Annotated in this window: 21 protein-coding genes; 15 read left to right on the top strand and 6 right to left on the bottom strand. The window is 38.2% G+C overall.

Translation table 11 applies throughout. The annotated features are described in order from the left end of the window. The first annotated feature begins 21 nt into the window (after window positions 1-21). The gene (locus SJY09_RS06435; protein WP_396638137.1) at window positions 22-6,180 is read left to right on the top strand and encodes a PKD domain-containing protein; all 6,159 of its coding nucleotides are present in this window, start codon (window positions 22-24) and stop codon (window positions 6,178-6,180) included. Window positions 6,181-6,182: 2 nt separating this feature from the next. Here SJY09_RS06435 and mnmE read toward each other — a convergent pair whose 3' ends face one another. Next, window positions 6,183-7,553 carry a tRNA uridine-5-carboxymethylaminomethyl(34) synthesis GTPase MnmE gene (mnmE, locus tag SJY09_RS06430; protein WP_396638136.1) on the bottom strand — a complete coding sequence of 457 codons (1,371 nt, stop codon included), beginning with the start codon at window positions 7,551-7,553 and terminating at the stop codon, window positions 6,183-6,185. Between the two features lie 114 nt (window positions 7,554-7,667). On the opposite strand from mnmE, the gene SJY09_RS06425 reads away from it, so the two are divergent. Both SJY09_RS06425 and SJY09_RS06420 read left to right on the top strand, forming a co-directional pair. After that, window positions 7,668-8,087, top strand: coding sequence for a hypothetical protein (locus SJY09_RS06425; protein ID WP_396638135.1), 420 nt, complete (start codon window positions 7,668-7,670; stop codon window positions 8,085-8,087). An 82-nt stretch (window positions 8,088-8,169) separates the two neighbouring features. Beyond that, on the top strand, window positions 8,170-8,535 hold the full coding sequence (locus SJY09_RS06420) for a DUF4870 domain-containing protein (RefSeq protein WP_396638134.1): 366 nt from the start codon (window positions 8,170-8,172) through the stop codon (window positions 8,533-8,535). A 156-nt stretch (window positions 8,536-8,691) separates the two neighbouring features. Here the strand turns inward: SJY09_RS06420 and dnaN are convergent, their stop codons facing one another. Continuing rightward, window positions 8,692-9,810, bottom strand: coding sequence for a DNA polymerase III subunit beta (dnaN, locus tag SJY09_RS06415; RefSeq protein ID WP_126591710.1), 1,119 nt, complete (start codon window positions 9,808-9,810; stop codon window positions 8,692-8,694). A gap of 302 nt (window positions 9,811-10,112) precedes the next feature. After that, window positions 10,113-10,943 (bottom strand): S-adenosyl-l-methionine hydroxide adenosyltransferase family protein, encoded by an 831-nt coding sequence (locus SJY09_RS06410; RefSeq protein WP_396638133.1) that lies wholly within the window; start codon window positions 10,941-10,943, stop codon window positions 10,113-10,115. 130 nt (window positions 10,944-11,073) lie between these two features. Between SJY09_RS06410 and SJY09_RS06405 the strand changes: the two genes are divergently transcribed. Beyond that, a complete protein-coding gene (locus SJY09_RS06405; RefSeq protein WP_396638132.1) occupies window positions 11,074-12,027 on the top strand; it encodes a PhoH family protein in 954 nt (317 codons plus the stop codon). A gap of 7 nt (window positions 12,028-12,034) precedes the next feature. Continuing rightward, window positions 12,035-12,988 carry a phosphoribosylaminoimidazolesuccinocarboxamide synthase gene (locus tag SJY09_RS06400; protein WP_396638604.1) on the top strand — a complete coding sequence of 318 codons (954 nt, stop codon included), beginning with the start codon at window positions 12,035-12,037 and terminating at the stop codon, window positions 12,986-12,988. A 19-nt stretch (window positions 12,989-13,007) separates the two neighbouring features. Here the strand turns inward: SJY09_RS06400 and SJY09_RS06395 are convergent, their stop codons facing one another. After that, a complete protein-coding gene (locus tag SJY09_RS06395) occupies window positions 13,008-14,432 on the bottom strand; it encodes an L-serine ammonia-lyase (RefSeq protein ID WP_396638603.1) in 1,425 nt (474 codons plus the stop codon). 183 nt (window positions 14,433-14,615) lie between these two features. Between SJY09_RS06395 and dnaK the strand changes: the two genes are divergently transcribed. Both dnaK and SJY09_RS06385 read left to right on the top strand, forming a co-directional pair. Further along, complete coding sequence (gene dnaK / locus SJY09_RS06390; protein ID WP_396638131.1) at window positions 14,616-16,520, top strand: molecular chaperone DnaK; 1,905 nt, start codon at window positions 14,616-14,618, stop codon at window positions 16,518-16,520. Between the two features lie 186 nt (window positions 16,521-16,706). Then, window positions 16,707-17,588 (top strand): hypothetical protein, encoded by an 882-nt coding sequence (locus SJY09_RS06385; protein WP_396638130.1) that lies wholly within the window; start codon window positions 16,707-16,709, stop codon window positions 17,586-17,588. A 4-nt stretch (window positions 17,589-17,592) separates the two neighbouring features. Here SJY09_RS06385 and SJY09_RS06380 read toward each other — a convergent pair whose 3' ends face one another. After that, entirely contained in the window at window positions 17,593-18,144 is a 552-nt protein-coding gene (locus tag SJY09_RS06380) for a GNAT family N-acetyltransferase (RefSeq protein ID WP_396638129.1), read from the bottom strand. Between the two features lie 2 nt (window positions 18,145-18,146). Next, on the bottom strand, window positions 18,147-18,788 hold the full coding sequence (locus tag SJY09_RS06375; RefSeq protein WP_396638128.1) for an alpha/beta hydrolase: 642 nt from the start codon (window positions 18,786-18,788) through the stop codon (window positions 18,147-18,149). A 63-nt stretch (window positions 18,789-18,851) separates the two neighbouring features. Here SJY09_RS06375 and SJY09_RS06370 point away from each other — a divergent pair, with 63 nt between their 5' ends. From SJY09_RS06370 to SJY09_RS06335, 8 genes are all read left to right on the top strand, one after another. Then, window positions 18,852-19,274 (top strand): PaaI family thioesterase, encoded by a 423-nt coding sequence (locus tag SJY09_RS06370; RefSeq protein WP_396638127.1) that lies wholly within the window; start codon window positions 18,852-18,854, stop codon window positions 19,272-19,274. Between the two features lie 4 nt (window positions 19,275-19,278). Then, window positions 19,279-20,382, top strand: coding sequence for a chorismate-binding protein (locus tag SJY09_RS06365; RefSeq protein WP_396638126.1), 1,104 nt, complete (start codon window positions 19,279-19,281; stop codon window positions 20,380-20,382). Window positions 20,383-20,437: 55 nt separating this feature from the next. Continuing rightward, a complete protein-coding gene (gene menD, locus SJY09_RS06360) occupies window positions 20,438-22,192 on the top strand; it encodes a 2-succinyl-5-enolpyruvyl-6-hydroxy-3-cyclohexene-1-carboxylic-acid synthase (protein ID WP_396638125.1) in 1,755 nt (584 codons plus the stop codon). 43 nt (window positions 22,193-22,235) lie between these two features. Next, entirely contained in the window at window positions 22,236-22,574 is a 339-nt protein-coding gene (locus SJY09_RS06355; RefSeq protein ID WP_396638124.1) for a DUF2853 family protein, read from the top strand. Window positions 22,575-22,689: 115 nt separating this feature from the next. Next, window positions 22,690-23,532 (top strand): S1 RNA-binding domain-containing protein, encoded by an 843-nt coding sequence (locus tag SJY09_RS06350; RefSeq protein WP_396638123.1) that lies wholly within the window; start codon window positions 22,690-22,692, stop codon window positions 23,530-23,532. A 177-nt stretch (window positions 23,533-23,709) separates the two neighbouring features. After that, window positions 23,710-24,312 carry an SPOR domain-containing protein gene (locus SJY09_RS06345; protein ID WP_396638122.1) on the top strand — a complete coding sequence of 201 codons (603 nt, stop codon included), beginning with the start codon at window positions 23,710-23,712 and terminating at the stop codon, window positions 24,310-24,312. Continuing rightward, window positions 24,312-25,220 (top strand): 1,4-dihydroxy-2-naphthoate octaprenyltransferase, encoded by a 909-nt coding sequence (gene menA / locus SJY09_RS06340; RefSeq protein ID WP_396638121.1) that lies wholly within the window; start codon window positions 24,312-24,314, stop codon window positions 25,218-25,220. Before SJY09_RS06345 ends, menA begins: the two co-directional genes overlap by 1 nt. A 34-nt stretch (window positions 25,221-25,254) precedes the next feature. Beyond that, entirely contained in the window at window positions 25,255-26,016 is a 762-nt protein-coding gene (locus SJY09_RS06335; RefSeq protein ID WP_396638120.1) for a LytR/AlgR family response regulator transcription factor, read from the top strand. Window positions 26,017-26,042: the final 26 nt, after the last annotated feature.

Below are 26,042 nucleotides of genomic sequence, written 5' to 3'. Positions count from 1 at the left end.
CAATCATTTTACCACACGATTATGAGGGAGTTTTACATTTTTCTGCTTATTTTATTTTGTGTTCATTGTACCAATGCGCAAGACGCTTCTGTAAATGGTGAATGGAGCCCTCCGGTATCTTTTGGTATCGTTCCAGTTGCAGTATCAAATCTTCCCGATGGTCGTTTAATTACTTGGTCTTCTCAGTTTCCGGACACCTTTTTAGAAGTTGGTGACGGACAAACGTATACGGAAATCTTTGATCCTAATTTAGGAACTCATGGAACAGCTTTAGGTTCTACCGTAACCCAGACCAATCACGATATGTTCTGTCCGGGAATAAATATTCTGAGCGATGGAAGCATACTCTCAGCAGGTGGAACATCTAGCGAACGTACAAGTATTTATAACCCAGTATCCGAAGTTTGGACAAGGGCGGATGATATGAATATTCCAAGGGGGTACCAAGGTAATGTGACCACGCCCGAAGGTTGGGTTTTTACCTTAGGAGGTTCCTGGAGTCAAGGATCTAGTATCAATGGAGGTAAGGATGCGGAGTTGTGGACCCCAGAGACGGGCTGGGTTTTATTACCTGGCATAAGAGGAAATGATATTTATAATTCAAATGATCTAGCCTTAGAACAACAGGGGTTATATCGCGTAGACAATCACTTATGGTTATGGCCTGCTTCTGACGGCTCCTTGTTCCATGCGGGCCCCAGTGAAGATATGCATTGGATAGATATTAACGCCAATGAAGGCAATGGCACAATTACTAGTGCTGGAAGTAGGGCATCCGATTCATATTCCATGAAAGGTACTACGGTTATGTTCGATATCGATAAAATTTTGAAGGTCGGTGGTGCGGAATCTTACGGAGGTAATCCAAACCCGGCCGGTGCTCCTGGAAAAAACACTACGTTCGTAATAGATATATCCGGTGGTTATGGAAGTACTGCATCCGTATCATCGGCAGGGTCCTTAGCATTTGGTAGAACTATGCATAACAGCACGGTATTGCCCAATGGAGAAGTCTTGGTCACGGGAGGTTTAGACCATGCCGAGGTTTTTACGGACACCGGTGCGCGTTTAAGTGCTGAAATTTATAATCCAACATCTAATTTATGGAGGACTGTTGCCGGTATGGCTACACCAAGAACCTACCATAGCGTGGCGATATTAATGACCGATGGTCGCGTGTTCGTTGGAGGTGGCGGCCTATGTGATTCTGCCACTTACGAAAATTGTAATAATTGGACGAATGCGGAGATATATAGTCCACCATATCTATTCGATGCAGGAGGAGCCTTGGCCACAAGACCATCGATTACGGCCCCGGATACGGCAGATTATAATACAACTATTAACGTAACGGGATCTACAGGCATACAGGAATTTAGCCTTATACGTTTCTCGGCTGCTACGCATAGTACCAATAATGAACAACGACGAATCCCGGTTAGTTTTTCTGGAACCTCAGGGAACTACAGTGTAAATATTCCAGACAGAAATTTATTGCCGCCAGGCTATTACATGCTCTTTGCCATGAATGGCAACGGAGTGCCCAGTATTGCGGAAACTATTCAAATAGGGTCGGCCATACCCATCGTTCAAGACCCGAATTTAGTGCTTGATTTAAGTTTTGACCAAAATTCCGGTATATTGGTTAACGATAATTCCATTTACAATAACAATGGTACAGTTTTAGAGTTTGATAATGCTGGAAACGCTGTTTCAAGTTCCGTAAACTGGGAAACAGGATTAAACAATAATGCAATTGCATTTGATGGTCTGGAATTTGATAGTAATTCTATTATTGACGTTCCTTTCGAAGAAGCCTCTTTGGGTACTATCAGACAGAGTGTAACCATGAGCGCATGGGTTTATCGAGATGCTGAAAGTGTCATTTCCCAAACTGGTAAAGTCTCTAATGTTGCTATTGTAGCACACGAGTATCCATCCTTATTCTTTGGTTATCATAATACGCTTTATAGGTGGGCTTTTCTAACGAGTGATGGTTTTGTTGAATGTTATGCCGGGTATGATGCCTTAGATGGTTGGGTACATCTAGCAGCAACCTATGATGGGCAAACGGCAAAACTGTATGCAAACGGTATAGAGATATGCAGTAAATCCATAACTGGAGACATGAGACTGGCTTTTTACCCAGATAGACAAGATTCCTTTACCATTTCCGGTTTTTATAATGATGGTATCCTTGATCCATTTTTACCACCCTATGCAAACGGTAGCGGAGTTATTGATGAGTTGGACGGTCGTTTAGATGATTTAAAAATATATAATAGGGTTTTGAGTCAATCCGAACTTAGGAATATTTATGATTCTGAGGTATCTGAGATAGGTTCTACAATTGTTGACTGCCCTGTTAATGGGATAATAGCTGCAGAATATAAGATAGGTAGTGGACCTTGGCAAGATGTTTCAAATGGTTTGATTGATGTTGTAGAGGGTCAAAAAGTATTTATTCGAGCAAAAAATTATACAGACCAATATTTTGTTACTACTACAGAAGTAGATGGACCAACTTTTGATTCAAATATTGATTTGAATGCTGAAAGTGCTTACCAAATTGATACTGGTCTGGCAGGTAGTGGAGGGTTAAGTTCCGTTAGTGATGATGGTTTAGTAGACCAAAGAAACCAAGGGCAATATGCACTTTCCACGGCAGATGGTTGTCCAACTGTCGTGCAGCTGAATGTAACTCCAAGTTGCGGGAGTACTGTTCCTTCGCCATGGGCTAATCAGGATGTTGGTGCTGTGCAAACTTTAGGAGTCGCATGTGAACTAAACGGTTTTTTTGAAATTAGGGCCTCTGGAGCTGATATATGGGGTTCAGAAGATGAATTTCACTACGTTTATCAGGAGATATCAGGAGATGTGGATATTTACGCTAGGGTCATTTCACTTGAACAGACGAGTGTATATGCCAAAGCAGGGATAATGATTCGAAATACACTAGATGCCGATTCTAGGATGGCGTTAATGGCCATGTCTCCCGGAGCAGGTATTGGTTCAGATGCCTATTGGCTTCAGCATAGAAATAGTGACGGAGAATTTATGGATGGTGATAATTCTACTGTGGCCCAAGCAGACCCTTTCCCTTCGTATATGCGCTTGGTAAGACAAGGAAACACCATAACGGGCTATACTTCTGATACGCCAGACAATTGGAACCAAGTAGGGAATTCCCTAACTATTCCAATGAACCAAACGATTTATGTAGGTCTTGCAGTTACTTCACACAATGACGGTGTCATTTCAACAGCAACCTTTGATGATGTTTCGATCCAAGGTAGTCTGCCTACTGGCAATTCTGCACCTGTTTCGATGGCTACGGGAACACCCTTGAGCGGCACCTTTCCTTTGGAAGTCGCATTCGATGGTAGTGGTTCTACCGACGATGATGGCATTACGTCCTACAGTTGGGATTTTGGTGACGGTAGTGGTTTGAATGCCACGGCCTCTCCCTCACATACCTATACGGATATAGGTAGCTATACCGCTACCTTGACCGTTACGGATTCCGAGGGCCTTAGTGCATCCTCTACCTTGGAGGTAAGCGTTACGGACTCCGGTCAAAGCTGTACCGGAAGTATCATACCGGAGTATCGGCTCAACGGTACCTGGTCTTCAGGTGAAAACGATTTGACGGTCGAGGAGGGCACACAAGTAATGTTCAGCATGTTGCCCAATGGTATCGATGTTAGTTTGGAACTTCCCAACGGTACGGTTGTAGGTGACAATTATTTGGTAGGTAACGTTAGCCCTTCCGATAACGGTTCCTATACGCTCACTTCGGAGCAGGGCTGTGTTACGGTAATAAACTTGACGGTTACTGGTGATGATGATACCCCTTCCTCGTGTGTAACTTTGGGCGCTCCATGGAGCAATGTGGACGTGGGTGATGTTTCCGCAAACGGTAGTGCTTGTTACGACGGTACCGACGGAAGTTATGAGATAGAAGGTTCCGGTGCGGATATATGGGGCGCTAACGATGAGTTCCATTACGTGTACCAGACTATGGACGGCGACGGGGAGATCGTGGCCAGGGTACTTTCCCAGGACAATACCAATAGCTGGGCAAAAGCAGGTATTATGATGCGTAACGGGCTATTGTCCAATTCTGCATCGGCCTTATTGTCGGTGCACCCTAATCCTTTAGGTTCGGGAGCTGGATATACGTTACAACAGCGCAATTTCGACGGTGGTTCCATGACCTCTGCAACGGCGCACAATATAGGTCCGGTATCGGCTACGTATCCACAATACCTGCGCTTGGTGAGACAGGGAGATACTTTCAGTGCATACGGTTCAGTGACCAATGGGAACTGGCAACTCTTGGGAAGTAGGAACATTGTTATGAACCAAACGATATATGTAGGATTGGCCGTTACCTCCCACAATGATGGGACTTTGGGAAAAGCCACTTTCGATAATGTGATGGTTCAAGGGGGGGAGCCTCAAAATAATCAGGCTCCTACTGCAATAGCTTCGGCAACTCCAATTGTTGGAGATGCTCCGTTGAATGTAAGTTTTGTTGGCAGTACTTCTACTGATGATGTTGCAATTGTAAATTATAGCTGGGATTTTGGAGATGGTAATTTTTCGCAAAATGCAGATACAACACATGTATATAATACTGAAGGTAACTATTCGGCATCATTAACCGTAACCGATTCAGACGGGCTAACGGATAGTTTTGTTTTGAATATAGTCGTGAGTGGTTCTACTGGCAATTCTGCACCTGTTTCGATAGCTACGGGAACACCCTTGAGCGGCACCTTTCCTTTGGAAGTCGCATTCGATGGTAGCGGTTCTACTGACGATGATGGCATTACGTCCTATAGTTGGGATTTTGGTGACGGTAGTGGTTTGAATGCCACTGCCTCCCCTACGCATACCTACACTGAGATAGGTAGCTATACCGCTACCTTGACCGTTACGGATTCCGAGGGTCTTAGTGCATCCTCTACCTTGGAGGTAAGCGTTACGGACTCCGGTCAAAGCTGTACCGGAAGTATCATACCGGAGTATCGGCTCAACGGTACCTGGTCTTCAGGTGAAAACGATTTGACGGTCGAGGAGGGCACACAAGTAATGTTCAGTATGTTGCCCAATGGTATCGATGTTAGTTTGGAACTTCCCAACGGTACGGTTGTAGGTGACGATTATTTGCTAGGTAACGTTACCCCTTCCGATAACGGTTCCTATACGCTGACTTCGGAGCAGGGCTGTGTTACGGTAATAAACTTGACGGTTACTGGTGATGATGATACACCTTCCTCGTGTGTAACTTTGGGCGCTCCATGGAGCAATGTGGACGTGGGTGATGTTTCCGTAAACGGTAGTGCTTGTTACGACGGTACCGACGGAAGTTATGAGATAGAAGGTTCCGGTGCGGATATATGGGGCGCTAACGATGAGTTCCATTACGTGTACCAGACTATGGACGGCGACGGGGAGATCGTGGCCAGGGTACTTTCCCAGGAGAATACCAATAGCTGGGCAAAGGCAGGAATTATGATGCGTAACGGGCTATTGTCCAATTCGGCATCGGCCTTATTGTCGGTACACCCTAACCCTATAGGTTCGGGAGTTGGATATACGTTACAACAGCGCAATTTCGACGGTGGTTCCATGACCTCTGCAACGGCGCACAATATAGGTCCGGTATCGGCTACGTATCCACAATACCTGCGCTTGGTGAGACAGGGAGATACTTTCAGTGCATACGGTTCAGTGACCAATGGGAACTGGCAACTCTTGGGAAGTAGGAACATTGTTATGAACCAAACGATATATGTAGGATTGGCCGTTACCTCCCACAATGATGGGACTTTGGGAAAAGCCACTTTCGATAATGTGATAATTGGTAATGCTGTTACTGCCCTTCAAAGTAGATTGGATGATACTACTTTTTTAAATCTAGTTTCTGATAAAATAATTGTCTTCCCGAACCCAACTAAAGGGATTATTTCTCTATCCAACCTAAATGCATCAAAAAAGGAGGTAAACGTGAAAGTGTTTGCTTCAACAGGGAGGTTTGTTAGTTCTAAAAATTATAAAAATATCATTAATGACATAACAATGGATTTGAGTAATTTATCAGACGGCATTTATTCAATTATTATTGCTATAAATGGCGTTGAAACAAGTAAAGCGATAATACTTAAAAAGTAGCACTATTTCCCGATACAAAAATTAGAAAAGATATTACCCAAAAGATCATCCGTAGATACACTTCCCGTGATTTCTCCTAGATGAAAAAGTGCTTCTCTGATATCAATGGCCATAAGGTCGCTGGATAACTCCATATCCATGCCCTCTTTGACTTTTTGTATTGCTTCTAAGGCTTTCAACAAGGCATCATAATGACGGTTATTCGTTACAATAGTTTCATTTTTACCTAAACTTCCCATATTTGAAAGTGATAATAACTTGTCTTTCAGTTTTTCGATACCATTGCCATTTTTGGCGGATAGCAGTACTAGGTCCGAAAATGTATTTTGCAAGGCTACAATTCTATTCTCTTCAACGGTGTCCACCTTATTGGCCAAGAGTAGTATATTCTTATCTGGATATTTATTCTTTAAAGTATTTATTTCCGCTACTTTATTTTTTGACGCTTCAAAAAGATAGATGACCAATTGAGCCTGTTCAATTTTTTCATAGGCCCTAGCGATACCAATTTGTTCTATTTTATCAGCTGTATCCCTTATTCCAGCGGTATCAATAAACCTAAAATTGACTCCACCTATTGAAATTTGGTCCTCAACCGTATCTCTTGTGGTTCCAGGAATATCACTTACGATGGCACGCTCTTCGTTTAAAATAGCATTTAACAAGGTAGATTTTCCCACATTAGGTTCACCGACTATGGCAATGGGGATGCCATTTTTTATAACATTCCCAAGGGCAAATGAGTCTATTAGGCCCTTAAGAACGGAAGTAATCTTATTTAAAAGATTGGTAAATTGGGTTCTGTCCGCAAATTCAACATCTTCTCCAGAGAAATCTAGTTCTAGCTCTATTAGCGATGCGAAATTTAAAAGTTCTTGCCTTAGTTTTTTAATTTCATTGCTAAAACCTCCTCTCATCTGCTGTATTGCAATTTGATGTGCGGCTTCACTGTCACTCGCAATTAAATCGGCAACGGCCTCGGCCTGACTCAAATCCATTTTGCCGTTGAGAAAAGCACGCATAGTGAATTCCCCAGCAGCAGCCATGCGACAACCGTTCCTCAAAAAAAGTTGAATAATTTGTTGTTGAATATAGACTGAACCATGACAAGAGATTTCAACTACATTTTCACCCGTATAGGAATGTGGATCCTTAAAAATAGAAACTAGAACTTGGTCCAAGTATTTCTTTTGTTCTACAATATGACCCAAGTGAATGGTGTGACTTTTTTGTTCATCCAGTTTCTTATTGATAACGGATTTAAAATGTTTCGAAACTATTTGGATGGCATTGTCACCCGAAATTCTTATAACAGCAATTGCACCCGCTCCAGAAGGAGTTGCCAAAGCAATTATGGTATCATCTTTAATCATGATGTAAAAGTAAATAATTAATAGGGTAGCCCGTGCTGATTGATTTTTTTTTAACTCATTAATGGTAATTGATAATTATTTACATTAGTGCTATAATTTTTAAATGATAACGATATGCAAAATATAAGATACACGCTAATAGTACTATTATTTGGACTAATAGCTTCAAGTTCTTACAGCCAGTCAGCTGAATCAACAGAAACTTCTGAAATTGTAAAACTCCAAGAAGAGGAGGAGATGAAGGTAATAAAACGTAAAGTTGATAAGGCTGAAAAAGAAGAAAAGCGGCAGAAAAAAGAAACTAAGAAAAAGGAAAAAATGGAAAAGCTTCTTAAGACTATAAATTCAAATAAGAAGCGTATAGCCAAAGATGAAAACCAAATTGAAAAGCTAGAATCAAAATTAGAGAAAGGTCAGGCTAAGGGCAAATTAGCACCAGTAGATATAGAAAAGATCAATAGTAAGATATTGAAGCTGAATGCCAAAATTGCAAAGGAAAAAATAAAGTTGGAAAAACTTCAAAAGAAGGTTTAATACTTTTTTCATTGGAAAAATTGTAACAATTAACTGTTTTCTGCGTCACATTTATAGTTATTCATCTTAAATCAATCAGAAAATGGAAGTAATTAATCAGAACATCGCATTACGGGAAGACCGAAATCTTTTGGTCATTGCCCATTTGACTCAATATTTAGATTTTATTACGGGATTTGGAGGGCTTATTGTACCATTGGTACTTTGGCTTACTATGAAAGATTCGGTTATTGGTATGGATGAGCATGGCAAAGCCATTATAAATTTTCAATTAAGTTTAATTCTCTACGTAATTATAGGTATACCTGCTATACTACTTTTTGGAATAGGTATTCTTTTACTCGTACTTGCGGGTATGTTATCCTTAATTATGCCAATAGTTAATGCCGTAAAAGCTAGTAATGGTGAAGACCCTAGTTATTTCGGAACAATAAAATTCATATCCTAATCATAGGAAATCAAAAAGGGAGCCTATTAGGCTCCCTTTATTTTTTACTCGACAACCGAAATTAGTAATGCTTCGACGCTTGTGTCGAAATAAACATTGACTTTCCTTCAAATGCCTTGTGGGCTTGACATGAGGTAATATACTTAAACTTGTATCCTAGCTATTAAGCATCACGGGCATTACTAACATAGTAACGTTTTCGCCCTCGTCTAAACCATCTATTGGGGTAAGTATACCCGCTCTATTCGGTAAGCTCATTTCTAGTGAAACTTCGTCCGAGCCTAAATTGTTCAACATTTCGGTAAGAAATCTAGAGTTGAATCCAATTTGCATATCATCACCTTGATAACTACAAGTTAACCGCTCCTCCGCTTTATTGGAGTAATCAATATCTTCAGCAGAAATGTTCAGTTCCGCACCTGCTATTTTAAGTCTTATTTGATGTGTGGTCTTATTAGAAAATATAGAAACCCTTCTTACGGAACTTAAAAACTGATTTCTGGCAATGGTTAATTTATTAGGATTTTCTTTTGGGATTACCGCCTCATAGTTAGGGTATTTACCATCTATCAACCTGCAGATCAATTCCGTCTCATCAAAAGTGAACTTTGCATTACTATCATTGTATTCAATCACTACTTCTGATTCACTTCCGGCTAAAATACCCTTAAGTAGTGTTAACGGTTTTTTAGGCATAATGAATTCTGCCACCTGCGATGCTGTGACGTCCGCTCGTTGGTATTTAACTAATTTATGGGCATCCGTAGCAACGAATGTTAAATTTTCAGGTGAGAACTGAAAAAATACACCACTCATTACGGGTCTAAGGTCATCATTACCCGCAGCGAATATCGTTTTGTTTATTGCCGTTGCCAAAATATCACCCAAGAGTGCCGTAGAACTTGGATTTGAAAGTTCAACCGCCTTTGGAAATTCTGCGCCATCGGCATAAGCCAGTGCATATTTACCATGGTTTGAACTAATCTCAACGGTATTGTTATCAGAAACCACAAAGGTCAATGGTTGCTCTGGGAAAGTTTTTAGGGTTTCTAACAGTAACCGCGCAGGTACTGCGATAGTTCCTTCATTATCAGAATCTACATTTAGCACTGAACTCATTGTTGTCTCTAGGTCAGATGCGGAAACCGTTAATTTATCCTTATTTAAATCAAAAAGGAAATTATCTAATATTGGCAGGGTATTACTGTTGTTAATAACACCGCCTAGAACCTGAAGCTGCTTTAAGAGATACGTACTAGAGACTATGAATTTCATTCTTTATGCTTTGATTTCTTTTATGAAAATTTAGGTCCTGCCGTAAGAATTGTACTTGCAATTTTCAGAACCCTGCTGAAAACAAAGATATTTGAAATGCTTGTTCAAAGGAAACAAACTTATTAACAGTATTGCGAATGTATTTGCAGTCTAAAATCACCCTATAATCAATGAAATGGAGCAAAATCTATAAAAATATCAATTTAGTTATTAACGTTCATGTTTGAATTAATAGGCGAGATGTCTCCTTAAAACTCAATTTAAGTACTAGTGTATTTGAAATGTTTCGGGCCGCTCTTGCCTTAGATAAAATCAATAATAATGGTGTCTCTGTAATCGATTCCCAATAGGGTAGAAGCCCCTCCGACCGTATCCAAATTACTTTTATAGATTGCTAATTCTATGTACCCTGAAGAATTAAATAATGCCAAAAGATCTCCGTCCCCTTTTCGTTTGCCCTTATCAAGAGAGAAATCAACGATATCACTGTAGGCATTAAATATTACTTTAATCTTATAGTTTCTTGCCTGTAGTTCAAAAGACCGTCCGTTTCTATAGGCTTCAAATAAATGCTTTTGGATATTTGTCACCACGTTGCCATAATTATCTATATAGATTACACTGCCGATTATTTTTTTTCCGTCCTCAACAATACGAGGGGCAAATTCCCGTAAGCTTTTAGGTTCTGAAAAAGGCTTTCCGATGACCTCTAGGGTACCCCCTCGGGCTATATGACAAGCTACCTGAACAAATACACTCATAACCGGAAAAGAGCCATGAATGGGGTCTGGAATATTTATTTCCATAACTTTCTCCGGCTTCATTTCGGAAGTTATAAGTCCAATCACCCCAGTATTTGCACTAATGAAATAATGACCATCCACTAAAACCGCAATATGTCTGTTTTCTGGTGTAGCCTCAGAATCTACACCGACTACATGAATGGTTCCTTTGGGGAAATTGTGATATGAATTTTCTAAAATATAAGCGCATTCATGTATGTTAAAAGGAGTTATGTCATGGGATATATCAACAATTTTGGCATCTGGTAAAGTACTGTATATAGAACCTTTTAGTACCCCAACAAAGTGGTCTTTAAGTCCAAAATCAGTAGTTAGTGTAATGATTGCCATGAAGCAATGTTGATATGTTTTTGACTACGCAAAGTGAAAATTTGCTTAAATTCGTTGTACAAAATTAAACAAAAAAAGAGCCTAGCGAAATTAAACTTTACGCGGCCTTAATCTTATTAAATTCTGCTATTTGAACGAACTAGTTTTAGAACTTACCGAAATCAGTCCAAGAGAGTTTTTTGGCCAACAAAACGAGAATATAGATCTTTTAAAAAAATATTTCCCCAAGCTCAAGATTGTGGCAAGGGGCAATAAAATAAAAGTTTATGGGGATGAAAGTCTCTTAGAGGAATTTGATAGGCGTTTTGATATGTTAACAGAGCATTTCGTTAAGTATAACAAATTAGACGAAAATAGCATTGAACGGGTGTTGACGAGTAATACATCGAAGGATTATCAATCATCTGCAAATAGTGGGGAGACTTTAGTGCACGGCGTTAGTGGTAAACTTATAAAAGCCCAAACGGTAAACCAAAGACGACTGGTAGATGCTGCCAAGAAGAATGATATGGTGTTTGCTATAGGACCTGCGGGAACCGGAAAAACCTATACTGGGGTTGCCTTGGCCGTAAAAGCCTTAAAGGAAAAGCAAGTTCGTAGAATTATCCTAACTAGACCGGCAGTTGAAGCAGGTGAAAATTTAGGTTTCTTGCCTGGGGATTTACAGGAAAAATTAGATCCATACATGCAACCGCTCTATGATGCGTTAAGGGATATGATACCTGCAGAAAAATTAGCGCATTTTATTGAAAACGGCACCATTCAAATTGCACCTATGGCTTTTATGAGAGGACGTACTTTGGATAATGCATTCGTGATTTTGGATGAAGCTCAGAATACGACCCATGCACAAATGAAAATGTTTCTTACTAGAATGGGGAAAAATGCGCAATTTTTAATTACTGGAGACCCGGGACAAATAGATTTACCGAGAAGAACTATTTCTGGACTTAAGGAAGCCTTATTGGTTTTGGCTAATGTTGAAGGTATTGAAATTGTATATTTAGATGATAAAGATGTCATACGGCATAAATTGGTAAAGAAGGTTATTGACGCTTACCGAAATATAGAACACCAAAATTAAATTGATGATGTCCCAAACAATTTACGATACCAATTTCAACTTTCCCAACCAGAAGCAAGTTTATAAAGGAAAAGTTAGAGCGGTTTATACCTTGGAGAATGATGTATTGGTCATGATCGCTACGGATAGACTTTCCGCCTTTGATGTAGTAATGCCAAAAGGAATTCCGTTTAAAGGACAGATATTAAATCAGATTGCTACAAAAATGATGTCGCTAACGGCTGACATTGTTCCCAATTGGCTCTCTGCGACGCCAGACCCTAATGTGGCCGTTGGGGTCCATTGCGAACCTTTTAAGGTAGAAATGGTTATAAGGGGATATATGTCCGGACATGCGGCTAGAGAATATAAGGCAGGAAAAAGAATGTTATGTGGCGTTCCCATGCCGGAGGGCATGAAAGAGAACGATAAATTTCCTACGCCCATAATTACACCTGCCACCAAAGCTGAAATGGGAGATCATGATGAAGATATTTCTAAGGAAGCTATTTTAGAAAAAGGTATTGTTTCGGCAGCTGATTATGCAGTCCTAGAAAAGTATACTTATGCACTTTTTGAACGTGGAACTCAACTTGCTGCGGATAGAGGCTTAATACTAGTGGACACGAAATACGAGTTCGGAAAAACTAAAGAAGGTAAAATTGTGTTGATCGATGAGATTCATACCCCAGACTCTTCACGTTATTTTTATGCCGATGGTTATGCGGAAAGGCAGGAGCGGGGAGAAGCCCAAAAGCAATTATCTAAAGAATTTGTTAGACAATGGTTAATTTCCAATGGTTTTCAAGGTCTAGAGGGGCAAACAGTTCCTGAAATGTCGGATGCATATATTACCTCGGTATCAGAAAGATATATAGAGCTGTATGAGAATATTACGGGAGAAAAGTTTGTAAAAGCAAATACAGAAAATATTCAGCAAAGAATAGAACAGAACGTTCTTGCCTATTTAAAATCAGACTAGAAACTGAATGTGTTCTTGTTTAACAATCACTTAAGAATACACCCACGGCCAATCCGCCTTCTGAGGTTTCTTTATACTTAGAATTCATATCCTTTGCGGTCTCCCACATAGTCTGTACTACTTTATCCAATGGAACCTTAGCTTCCTTAGGGTCTGAGCCCAACGCCAATTCTGCGGCATTAATCGCTTTAATAGCGCCCATGGAATTTCGTTCTATGCAAGGAATCTGTACCAATCCGCCTATTGGGTCACAAGTAAGACCTAAGTGATGTTCCATAGCTATTTCCGCCGCCATTAAAACTTGTTCAGGGGAACCACCTAATAGTTCTGTCAGTGCTCCCGCCGCCATGGCGGATGAAACTCCTATTTCTGCCTGGCAGCCTCCCATAGCGGCAGAAATTGTAGCACCCTTTTTAAAAATACTACCTATTTCTCCTGCGACTAGGAGAAATTGTTTGATGTGTTCAAAATTACCCGCATGGTTTTCTATTACTAAGTAATACATTAAAACGGCAGGTATTACACCGGCACTTCCATTAGTTGGTGCGGTCACCACTCTACCAAGAGAAGCATTGACTTCGTTTACACTAAGTGCAAAACAACTGACCCATTGCAGTATTTGCCGAAATTTAACCTCGGTCTGTCTTATGGCATTTAACCATTCATTAGGATTGTTGTACGGTACGCTTCCAATAAGGTTTTTATGCATTTCAAAAGCACGCCTTTTTACATGTAACCCTCCTGGTAATTTACCTTCTGTATGGCAGCCAGTGTACATGCATTCTAACATGGTGTCCCAAACACGTCTTAGTTGCAGGTTTATCTCTTCATCTGTTCGCAAAGAGCGTTCGTTTTCCAATATAATTTCGGAAATAGATTTTTTTTCTTTTTCGCAGAAGTGTAATAGTTCATTGCCTTTTTGAATAGGAAATGGAAAGGTTTTAAATGCTTCTACCTTTTTTTTGGCATTTCTGCGTTCTTCTACAACAACAAAACCTCCTCCTATGGAATAATACTTTTTAGACTTTTTCTTACCTGATTTTAGTTTGGCTTCGAATTTTAATCCGTTGGCATGATAAGGAAGAAATTTTCTATTGAAAACAATGTCTGTCTTTGGATCAAAATTTATCTCCAGTTTACCGCCGAGATGTAGTTTTTTCTTTTGTGTAACATTAGCGACCAGTTCATGAATGGTATCAATTGGTATGTACTCTGGATCGGTTGCTAAAAGTCCTAAAATAACGGCATAATCCGTTGCATGTCCCTTACCTGTTAGCGACAAGGAACCATACATTTGTACTTTAACGGCGGTAACATCTGATAATGAGTCTGATTTTTCTAGTTCCTTAATCCATCTTTCGGCCGCTCTCCAAGGCCCCAAGGTATGCGAGCTAGAAGGTCCTACGCCTATTTTAAGCATATCAAAAATACTGATACATTCTATTTGTAACATTGGTTTCAGATTGTATGCTAATGTACAACGTTTGCTAATGCCATGAAACCGATTAAAGGTATTCTCAAGTACTGACTCCGTAAATGACATCCTGTCAGTTTTGTTCCCTTGGCATATTGTTTGTCATCTACATACTGATTAAAAATAATGCACTAATATTTTAAAACATATAAAATGAGTAAAATTATAGGAATAGATTTAGGTACTACCAACTCCTGTGTTTCCGTTATGGAAGGAAACGAGCCGGTTGTAATACCTAATGCAGAGGGGAAAAGAACAACTCCATCCGTCATTGCCTTTGTAGAAGGTGGTGAAATTAAAGTTGGTGATCCTGCAAAAAGACAAGCCGTTACAAATCCGCATAATACCATATACTCCATAAAGCGTTTTATGGGTAACAAGTTTTCGGAATCTAGTAAAGAGGCCAAACGTGTACCTTATAAAGTAGTTAAGGGGGATAACGATACGCCAAGAGTTGATATAGACGGTCGTTTGTATACACCACAAGAACTTTCTGCAATGATTCTTCAGAAGATGAAGAAGACGGCAGAAGATTATTTAGGTCAAGATGTTTCCAGAGCGGTTATTACCGTTCCAGCCTATTTTAATGATGCGCAAAGACAAGCGACAAAGGAAGCTGGGGAAATTGCAGGTCTTACCGTAGAAAGGATTATTAACGAACCTACCTCTGCCTCCTTGGCCTATGGTATGGATAAAAAAGACACGGATCAAAAAATAGTTGTTTTTGATTTTGGTGGAGGTACACATGACGTTTCCATATTAGAACTTGGTGATGGTGTATTTGAAGTATTATCTACTGATGGTGATACCCATTTAGGTGGTGATGACGTGGATCAAAAAATTATTGATTGGTTGGCCGATGAGTTTAAATCCGAAGAAGGAATGGATTTAAGAGAAGATGCCATGGCACTCCAAAGACTTAGAGAGGCAGCGGAGAAAGCTAAAATAGAGTTGTCTTCTTCAGCACAGACAGAAATTAATTTACCTTATGTAACCGCTACGGCTTCTGGACCAAAGCACTTAGTTCGTACATTATCAAAAGCCAAATTTGAGCAGTTAATCGCGGATTTGGTCAAAAGAACCATTGAGCCTTGTGCTACTGCATTAAAAGCTGCTGGACTTTCAAAAAGTGATATTGACGAGATTATCTTGGTGGGTGGTTCTACTAGAATTCCTGCAGTACAGGAAGCTGTGGAGCAATTTTTTGGAAAGAAACCGTCAAAAGGTGTTAATCCTGATGAAGTTGTTGCCATTGGGGCAGCCATACAAGGTGGTGTTTTAACAGGAGATGTTAAGGATGTACTTTTATTGGATGTAACACCATTATCATTGGGTATCGAAACTATGGGAAGCGTAATGACCAAGTTGATAGATGCGAACACAACGATTCCTACAAAGAAATCTCAAGTGTTTTCTACTGCTGCGGATAATCAACCTTCCGTTGAAATACATGTACTACAGGGAGAGCGCCCAATGGCGTCGGATAACAAAACTATCGGTCGTTTTCATTTAGATGGTATTCCACCAGCGCAAAGAGGTACACCTCAAATTGAAGTGACTTTTGATATTGACGCTAATGGTATCATCAAAGTTTCTGCGACGGATAAGGCTACGAACAAAACACAGGATATCCGTATCGAAGCATCATCCGGTTTAACCGATGAAGAAATTCAAAAGATGAAGGCTGAAGCTGAGGCTAATGCTGAATCTGACAAAAAGGCAAAGGAAACTGCTGATAAGTTAAATGAGGCGGACGGAATGATTTTTCAAACGGAAAAGCAGTTGACCGAATTCGGTGACAAGCTTTCCGATGATAAAAAGAAGCCTATTGAAGAAGCGTTAACGGAATTGAAAGCGGCTTACGAATCCAAAGATTTGGCCGTAATTACACCTGCATTGGACAAAATAAACGAAGCATGGAAAGTAGCTTCAGAAGAAATGTACAAGGCACAGGCGGAAGCGCAACAAGCTGGTGGTGCTCCACAAGGAGAGCCAACTGCTGATGCAGCACCTGAGGGCGATAACGTGGAAGACGTAGACTTCGAAGAAGTCAAGTAGCCTGTCCTGAGCGGAGTCGAAGGGTAGACTTCGAAGAAGTCAAGTAATTCACTTAAAAATAACATTGAAAAAGGAGCGGTATTTATCGCTCCTTTTTATTTTTGGTATATCTTTTGAAGTTTTTGAAGTAATTTAGATGCTATGGTAAAAAATTACATCCCCCGGTTTTTATTTATTTTAATTTGTTTGCCTTTCATTACTTATGCCCAGGAGGTTAAAATTTTTAACCTAGGCGATTTTGATTTAAAGGACAGTGTTAAAACATGTCTGGTTAGTACCAGCTACGGCAAGGAGGAATACGACTTTAATAAAAAAGGGGTATTGACCAAATCGGTAACAAGATATAACGATACCGATTATGACGTGGTATATTACAAATACTTAAATGATGAACTTACGGAAAAGAGGTCAGAATCTTATAGGAATAACGTATTCGACCCAACAACTTCCATTGCTCATTTCTATAAGTTAGATAGCCTAAGCAATCTTAAGATTACTGAAAAAATTATTTCCTACGAAGAGGAATTTTTGGATCAATATGTATATCACTACGATGATAAAGGAGATTTGGTTAAAATTGTACGTACCAATAATGACGGTATAGATGAGACTTTGATAGAATACAAGAAATACAAGGGGGAATATACAGTAACCTATCTCATCAATAATGAGCCGTTGAAATCTATTAGAACTTCACAATTAAAGAAAAAGAACGGTACTGTTCAAAAGGTAGTATTAACAAAAGAATACTTAAAAGGTGAGGCTAATAAGGCTTTTGAAGAAGTTTTTAATGAAAAAGGACTTTTGGTCGCACAACAAGAATTTGATTACAATAGTTCAGAAAAAACCTTTGTACCCACAAAAAGAACTACATATAACTATGATGAAAATGAAATGTTAGTGGGGGAAGTTTCCAAAAACGGTGATGAGATGACAACTAAAGAATACATCTATCAATATGATAGGGAAGGAGAAGGTAATTGGATTAAACAAATAGTACGCCCAGAGAACACGTATAAGACTAGAAAAATAACGTATTATTCGGAAGAAGTTGTAGCTAAGGAGTAATACTTCACTTTTTCAATGTCTCCCATTCTTGTTTTAATAGCCCATAACAACAAGTATTTCTTTTATGGCCATCCAACAAGTATACATCTTGGCGTAAAATACCCTCGAGGATACATCCTAATTTTTCCACAGCCTTCCTAGAAGCCATATTTCGCTCATCGACCCTAAATTCTATTTTTTCAAACCCCATTTCATTGAAAGCATGGGATAGCATTAAATATTTCATGTGATCATTTAAACCACTTCCTTGAAATTCTTTTCCTATCCAAGTTGCACCTATATGTAGTACTTTGTTTTTTCTGTTGATATGCATATATCTCGTGCAGCCGGCAAAAGCCTTATTTTTTTTATCATATATTATAAAGGGAATGCTTTTTTCTTCTGCTTGTTGCGCTAGCGCTACTTGCACATATTTCCTTAAGGATTCGGCAGTGCCTATATCCGATGGAGAGTATTGAATAAGCTTTTCTTCCTTCGCTATAGGAATTAAATGGATGTAGTTTTTTAATGTTAGGGGTTCTAATCTTACTCTTTTATCCTCTAGTACAATAGCCATAATTAATTTGCTAAAGAATTAATAATATCTTTTTTGACTTCATGTCCTCCCTTAAAACTAATTTGTTTTGCGCTATTTTGAAATAGAGAATTCATTTTTTCGGTTTCACTCTTCATACGCTCCGCGGTAAGATACTCATCTGAATCTCCAACAATCCCTACAACTTCTGTATTATGCTCGTTAAGAAATAGGAAGTCCTGTGGTTTTAGCTCGTTTGGAATTCCGCCGGCATAAAAAATTAATTTAGCGCACGGTATTTGAAAGTTGGCTACCCATCTTGCTGCGATAGAAACACCTTGGGAGAAACCAAAAACAATAAATCTATGTCTAGGAGCAATATTTTCTGCACTAATTACCGCGTTAATATATGCCATTACATTTTGTGTTTCCCGTTCGGTGTCTTCTTTAGTTAACCAACTAGCGCCCACATGTTTAAAATCATTTTTTAGGTAATACTTAGCGGGTGCTTGTGGAGCAATGATATAGTTTTCCTCTGGTGGTAATTCTTTAAAATAATTTAAAAAGTACCTGCTCAAATAGCCTAAACCATGAAAAACTATCCAAATATTTTTGGTCTTAACACCTATGTTATTTAAGGTTTCATAGGAATTAGTAGTGGTATACGTAATGGTTTTTTTAATCATTCCATTCAAATTAGTGCGGTTGCTGAGTTTGCTAATCTATTCCTTAATTTTACAATAAAAAAAATGACTGATCATAAAGATAAAATTCTTGAGGTATGTAATGCATCATCAAAGAATACGATGATGGAAACCTTAGCAATTGAGTATATAGATGTTGGTGAGAATTTTTTGGTAGGTAAAATGCCCGTAACCCCAAAGGTGCACCAACCAGACGGTGTTTTGCATGGAGGTGCTATGGTTGCTTTGGCAGAAAGTGTTGGTAGTACGGCTTCTTACATCTTTCTGAATGCGCAAGAATATTTCATACGTGGTATTGAAATATCAGCAAATCATGTAAAAAGTGTCAAAGAGGGATATGTTTTTGCAAAAGCTATTGTTGTGCACCGGGGTAGGACCACTCAGCTTTGGGAAATTAAAATTACTAATGAAGCCGATGAACTGGTTTCAATATGTAAGTTAACTACTATAGCACTGCCAAAAAAGTAGTGAAATGAATACACTTTTAGCACTCGCAAAGGAAAAATTTGAGCAGTCGCTCCCTTTTGTTCTCTACAAAAAGCCAAAGGAGAATAGATTTAAGGCAGTTTTTCAGAAAGACGATAGTTTACACTTGGTTAAAGATTTTAAGGAAACGGGTTTTGTTTTTGCTCCTTTTAATTACGATTCTCCAAGTATTCTCTTAAGTCCTGATAGGATTCTTGAAAGTGCCTTTGATTTTGACATACGGGATATTGATGCTGTTCCTAAAAACCTAAGACCAGATAGTGTAGCGCGTATTCGTTATATTGATTTAGTCTCACGTGCTATTGATGCGATAAAATCAAACGAATTTAGGAAAGTAGTACTATCCAGAAAGGTTGAGGTAAGCTTTACGGGGTCTCCAATAGCATTGTTCAAGAAACTAATTAAAACGTACGATAATGCCTTTTGTTACTTATGGTTTCACCCCAAAGTAGGCATTTGGCTAGGTGCCACTCCAGAAATATTGGTAAAAAGGAGAGGGTTAAATTTTACAACAATGTCATTGGCTGGGACACAGGCCTATGATGAAGCAGTAAAGAATCCTGTTTGGTCTATTAAAGAATTGGACGAACAGCAATTAGTGACAGATTACATCAAGGAGAACCTAGGGGCTTCCACTAAGAAACTTCATATTTCGCAAGTAGAAAATGTAAGAGCAGGCCAACTTTGGCATTTGAGAACCAAAATTTCTGGTGAAATGACAAAAGACGATTTTGGATTACTTACCAACAAGTTACATCCAACTCCCGCTGTATGTGGACTTCCTTTACAAGCTTCTAAAAAATTTATTTTAGCAAACGAAGGCTACAATAGGTCCTTTTATACAGGCTATTTGGGAGAACTTAACTTTAAGAAAAATAACTCAAGAAACACAAACCGTAGAAATACAGAAAATAACGCTTACAGAACGCTTACTACGGCATCGGAATTATATGTTAACCTGCGCTGTTTACAGCTTGTAGCTAATAAGGCCCAAATCTATGTGGGTGGTGGTATTACTGGGGAATCTGACCCTACAAAAGAGTGGGAGGAAACCGTGCACAAAAGCCGTACGATGTTAAATATTTTATAGGTTTAAAGGGCTTAGAATTGGGTTTTAAAACCTCCAGGTCGTATTTTTGTAAGTAATGAAATACTCCACAATACCATTGGCCCAGACTATTGCACAACATTGTCAGGCCAAGGGAATATCGAATATTGTAATTTCACCAGGTTCTAGAAATGCACCATTAATAATTTCTTTTACGGAAAATCCATATTTTAATTGCTATAGTATTGTGGATGAACGTTGTGCGGCCTTTTTTGCACTTGGTTTAGCGCAGTATTCCGGTAAGCCTGCCGCGGTTGTTTGTACCTCTGGTAGTGCTTTACTAAATTATTATCCGGCTGTAGCAGAAGCGTTTTATAGTGAGATTCCATTAATAGTAATTTCGGCGGACAGACCTTCTTATAAGATAGATGTAGGTGATGGACAAACCATAAGACAAGACAATGTTTTTGACAGACATATAGGTTATAGTGCTAACCTAAAGCAAGATTTGACTCATGCAACGGATAGGATTCAAAGGTATAGACCCGAATGGATTTCTGAATTAGCTGTAGAAAAAGAACAAAGAAAAGTACAGGTCTTTAATGATCAAGAACTCAATAAAGCACTGCATAACAGTATTAATAATTATACCCCAATTCATATCAATGCTCCTTTTGAGGAACCCTTGTACGATATTTTGAATAAATCTGACCTTCAGCCCAAAATTGAAGTGTATCAAAATAATGAACCTCCGAGCATTATCAAAGAAGAGCTTGTCGTTGCTTGGCAAAAAGCAAAAAAGAAAATGGTCTTGGTTGGGGTAAATCCTCCAAATACCATAGCACAAGAGTGGTTAAATAAAATAGGAGATGACCCATCTGTAATAGTACTTACAGAAAACACTTCTAATCTGCATCACCATAATTTTTTCTCCAGCATAGACACGCTTATTGCTCCCATTGAATTATCAAAAGACAAGGATGTTCTTTTTAAGGCATTACAACCAGATATACTTTTAACATTTGGTGGTCTAATTGTTTCTAAAAAAATAAAAGCTTTTTTACGTTCTTTTGCTCCTAAACAACATTATCATGTAGGACAGAAAAAAGCGAACGATACATTTTTCTGTTTAACAGCACATCTTAAAATGCCCGCTCAAGACTTTTTAACAAGAATCTATGAGGAAAATAATGAGATAGTTTATAGTGGTTATTTTGACAAATGGAATACGATCAGGTCTAAATACCTGATGAAGCGGGATACTTATTTGAATCAGATTCCGTTTTCTGATTTTTTAGCTTTCCATAGCATCACTAAGCAAATGCCAAAAAATTTACAATTACAGTTGGCCAATAGTTCCACGGTAAGGTATACTCAGTTATTTGAATTGAACAACACCATAAAGGTATACTGTAATAGAGGTACTAGTGGAATTGACGGTAGTACGTCGACGGCTATAGGGGCATCTTTAAATTCTAAAACGCCAACACTTTTAATTACTGGGGATTTAAGTTTTTTCTACGATAGTAATGCCTTGTGGAATAACTACATACGTAACGATTTTAGAATTATTCTTATCAATAATGAGGGGGGAGGTATCTTTAGGATTTTACCCGGTAAGGATGATTCAGAAAACTTTGAAAGATTTTTTGAGACCAAACATCGGTTAAATGCGAAAGCGCTTTGTGCTATGTATAGCGTAGGGTATAGCATGGCTGATGACGAACGGTCATTAAATAAAGAACTTGCAACTTTCCATAAACCTAGCGATCTGCCACAGCTTTTAGAAATAGTTACTCCAAGGTTAAAGAATAATAAAATTTTGATGGATTACTTTCATTTTATATCTTAGACGTAGTTAACCATTAATTATAACAAATAAGACACTATCAATTATGAGTAAAAGAGATGATTTAATCACGAAGTACGCAGCCGACATCAAAGATAAATTTGGTGAAAATGCGGATATGGATTTACTTACCAAAGTTACTATTGGTTTAGGACCATCTATTTATAATTTGGACGCTTCGAAAGTTTCTGGAGGAGATGATAAAGAATTACAAACGGTAAAAAATAATTACCTAATCAAAAAATTAGGCTTAAAAGATAGCTCGGATTTAATGGATGCTATTAAAAGTGTTTTAGATAAATACGGTTCATCTAACAAGAACAAGCATAGAGCAGTAGTGTATTATATGCTTTGTAAGCACTTTAATAAAGCATCTATTTATTAGATAATCAATAACAATTTTTAAAGGCCGTTTCTAAAAGAGCGGCCTTTTTTTATTGAACAACTTAAGATGTATCCAATTGTAATAGTAGTACGGATAGAAAGCTTAATTTTGCGGTATGATTGATTTAGGTAGAAAAAATAAATTAGAAATCCTTCGGGATACCAGCGTTGGACTTTTTTTAGGAGACGGTGAGGGTAATGACGTATTGTTACCCAATAAGTATGTGCCGGCCGACTATGAAATAGGGAAATTTATAGATGTTTTTTGCTATTTGGATTATGACGAAAGACCCGTAGCTACTACTCTGGAGCCTGATATTATGTTAGGTGAATTTCGTCTTTTACAAGTGGCTGAGATTAATGAATACGGAGCTTTTATGGAATGGGGCCTAGAAAAACATCTGCTTGTCCCTTTCAGGGAGCAACGAGATAAAATGAAGCAAGGGCAATGGTATGTGGTACATTGTTATTTGGACCAAAAAAGCGGAAGACTGGTTGCTTCCAACAAATTGGATAAATTTTTAAGTAATGACCACTTAGAACTAAAGGAATGGGACCAAGTTGATTTGGTAGTTACGAGGCAAACCGATTTAGGTTGGGAGGTTATAGTAAATGAGCGCCACAAAGGTTTAGTATACTTTAATGAAGTTTTTAAAGCGATTAATATTGGAGATGTAATCCCTGGGTGCATTAAAAAAATACGAAAGGATAACAAAATTGATATTTCCTTACAACCTTTAGGAAGTAGGGTGTTGGAGCCAGCAGCGAATAAGATATATGAAGTGCTTAAAGAAAACGGGGGATTTCTAGCGTTACACGATAAATCAAATCCAGAAGAAATAAGAGATGTGATGCAAATGAGCAAGAAGACCTTCAAGAAAGGATTGGGAACACTTTATAAGGCTAGGAAAATTACGATTGAGGGAGACGGTATTAGCATCACTGCAGACCGTGAGTAATATGTAAGATTTTTCTTAAATATTTGATTAACAGCGTTATAAGAAATTTATTTACTAATTTCCTAGGATAGTATTTCATAAACCCTATTTTTGTGTTACTGAAAGAGTTAAGTTGGTTTAAAGATCCGTTTTTTGTTAGTTTTAGGATTAAATAGGCCCATTAAAAAGATATAGATAATGCCATTTATAGAAGAAAGTGATTTATTAGAATTGCATAAGGATGTTGATAAGGCTCAAATTATTAACGAGCGTTTGTTAGACCAAATCAAATTCAAGAATAAAGAGCTTAAGAAAAGTAAGATTCAGCGCAATATTTTTGCCGGTATCACTGCATTTTTTTTAATAGGGGGTCTTGCTTTTGGTTCTCTTGCTGCCGGATTAAGTATGTCTAATAATTATGACAGACAAAACAACAACCTTCTTGTTTCCATAGATAGTTTGGATGCGATAAAGACAAGAATCGATAATTTAAAAGTTCAGAACGAGGAGTTAAGTTTGGTAAAAGAATTTTATCTAGCCAAGGAATTCTTGGATAAAGAGAAGATTTATTCAGTTCAGGTGAAATCTTTTGTGGATAACAATGTAACACTTGCCTCGGAGGCACTTACCAATACGTTGTTCGTAAAAACAAATCCGTTTTACTCTTATTCTTTGGGTAATTTTGAAACGCTGGCAGAAGCACAGTCTTTTAGAAAACAATTAGTTGATATTGGTTTTGAAGATGCATTTGTTGCCTCGTACAAAGAGGGTAAAAGAATTCAAATAGAAGATCCTTATTAGTGCACAAATTAAGCGCGTGGGTTAATGCCGCTAGACCTCGGACGCTACCCCTTTCTATTTCAGGAATTTTAATCGGTACGGCATTAGCGGGTTATCTTGGTTATAGTGATACACTACTTTTTTGGTTAGCAATTTTCACTACTATAGGTTTTCAAATCACTTCAAATTTTGCAAACGATTATGGAGACGGTGTTAAAGGAACCGACAACCATAACAGAGTTGGGCCCAAAAGAGCGCTACAAAGTGGGCTACTTTCTAGGGCTACCTTAAAAAGAGGTATAATTGTTTCAGTAATTATTAATATTCTTTTGGTTGTAGCTTTAATCTATACGGCTTTTGGTAGAGAGAATTTAGTTTTGTCGTTAACCTTTCTTTTGTTGGGAGCATTAAGTATTTGGGCGGCAATCAAATATACGGTTGGGGATACTGCTTACGGTTATAAGGGTCTAGGGGATATTTTTGTTTTTATATTTTTTGGCCTTGTAGGTGTTTTGGGCTCTCTATTCCTTTTTACAAAATCCTTTTACTTTCTGGGACTATTACCAGCTACAAGTATTGGATTGCTTAGTGTAGGCGTTTTAAATTTGAATAACCTGAGGGATTACAACTCAGATAAGGAATCAGGGAAAAATACGATAATAGTTAAAATAGGATTTGAAGCAGGAAAAAAGTATCATTATTTACTCCTTTTAGGCGCTTTCTTTTGCTTATCTATATTCCTGTTATTAACTTTTAAACATTGGGAACAGGTATTATGCTTACTCTCATTTGTGCCTATTTTTTTCCATTTTTTGAAAGTTAAAAATACAGACACTCCTAAGAACTTAGATCCTGAGCTAAAGAAATTAGCGCTAAGCGCTTTTGCCATGGCATTACTCTTTTATTTAGGATACAATTATTTTTTGTAATTTTGAGAGGGAACCATCTAAACCACATATAAATTTGGAGCAACCTATTAAAATACTTATTGTCGAGGACAATGTTATCATTGCTGACGATATGCAGTCTATGTTAGAGGAAATCGGTTATGAGATTGTAGATAACGTTATAGTTTACGAGCAGGCTGTTGAAGTATTAAAAACGCAGCAGGTAGATCTTGTTTTAATAGATATAATTCTTGCATCTGACAAGACCGGAATAGATTTAGGGAAGCATATTCGTGAGAATTACGATATTCCATTCATATTTGTAACATCAAATTCCGACAGGGCTACCGTAGAAAACGCTAAAACAGTTAAACCAAACGGTTATTTGGTTAAGCCTTTTGAGCAGCAAGATTTGTATACTTCTATCGAAATTGCCCTTTCCAATTTTATTTATGGAAAACAACCAGGGAACAGTAATGTAAACAATGGAACGGTCAATGAGGATGTTCCGATGTCCAATTCCATATTAAAAGATTCAATCTTTGTCAAAAAGCAACATCTTTATTACAGAATTCAGTTTGGAGATATACAATTTATAAAAGCGGATAATGTTTACCTAGAAGTTAATACGGTAGATAAGAAGTTTTTGGTAAGATCCCCTCTTAAAGACTATCTCGAAAAGCTTCCAAAGAACAAGTTTTATAGAGCTCATAAATCTTATATCGTTAATGTTGATCATATTGATGCTATAAACTCAAAGGATATCATGATAAATAACACTTTGATTCCTATATCAAAAGATTTTAAGGAATTTATAATTTCAGCTATGAATTCTTAATGTTTAAATAATACATTAAAAAATCA

This window comes from Maribacter sp. R77961, assembly GCF_044594925.1.
Taxonomy (GTDB): Bacteria; Bacteroidota; Bacteroidia; order Flavobacteriales; family Flavobacteriaceae; genus Maribacter.
The sequence above is the reverse complement of the archived record's forward strand: the minus strand, read 5'-3'. Positions and strand labels throughout refer to the sequence as shown.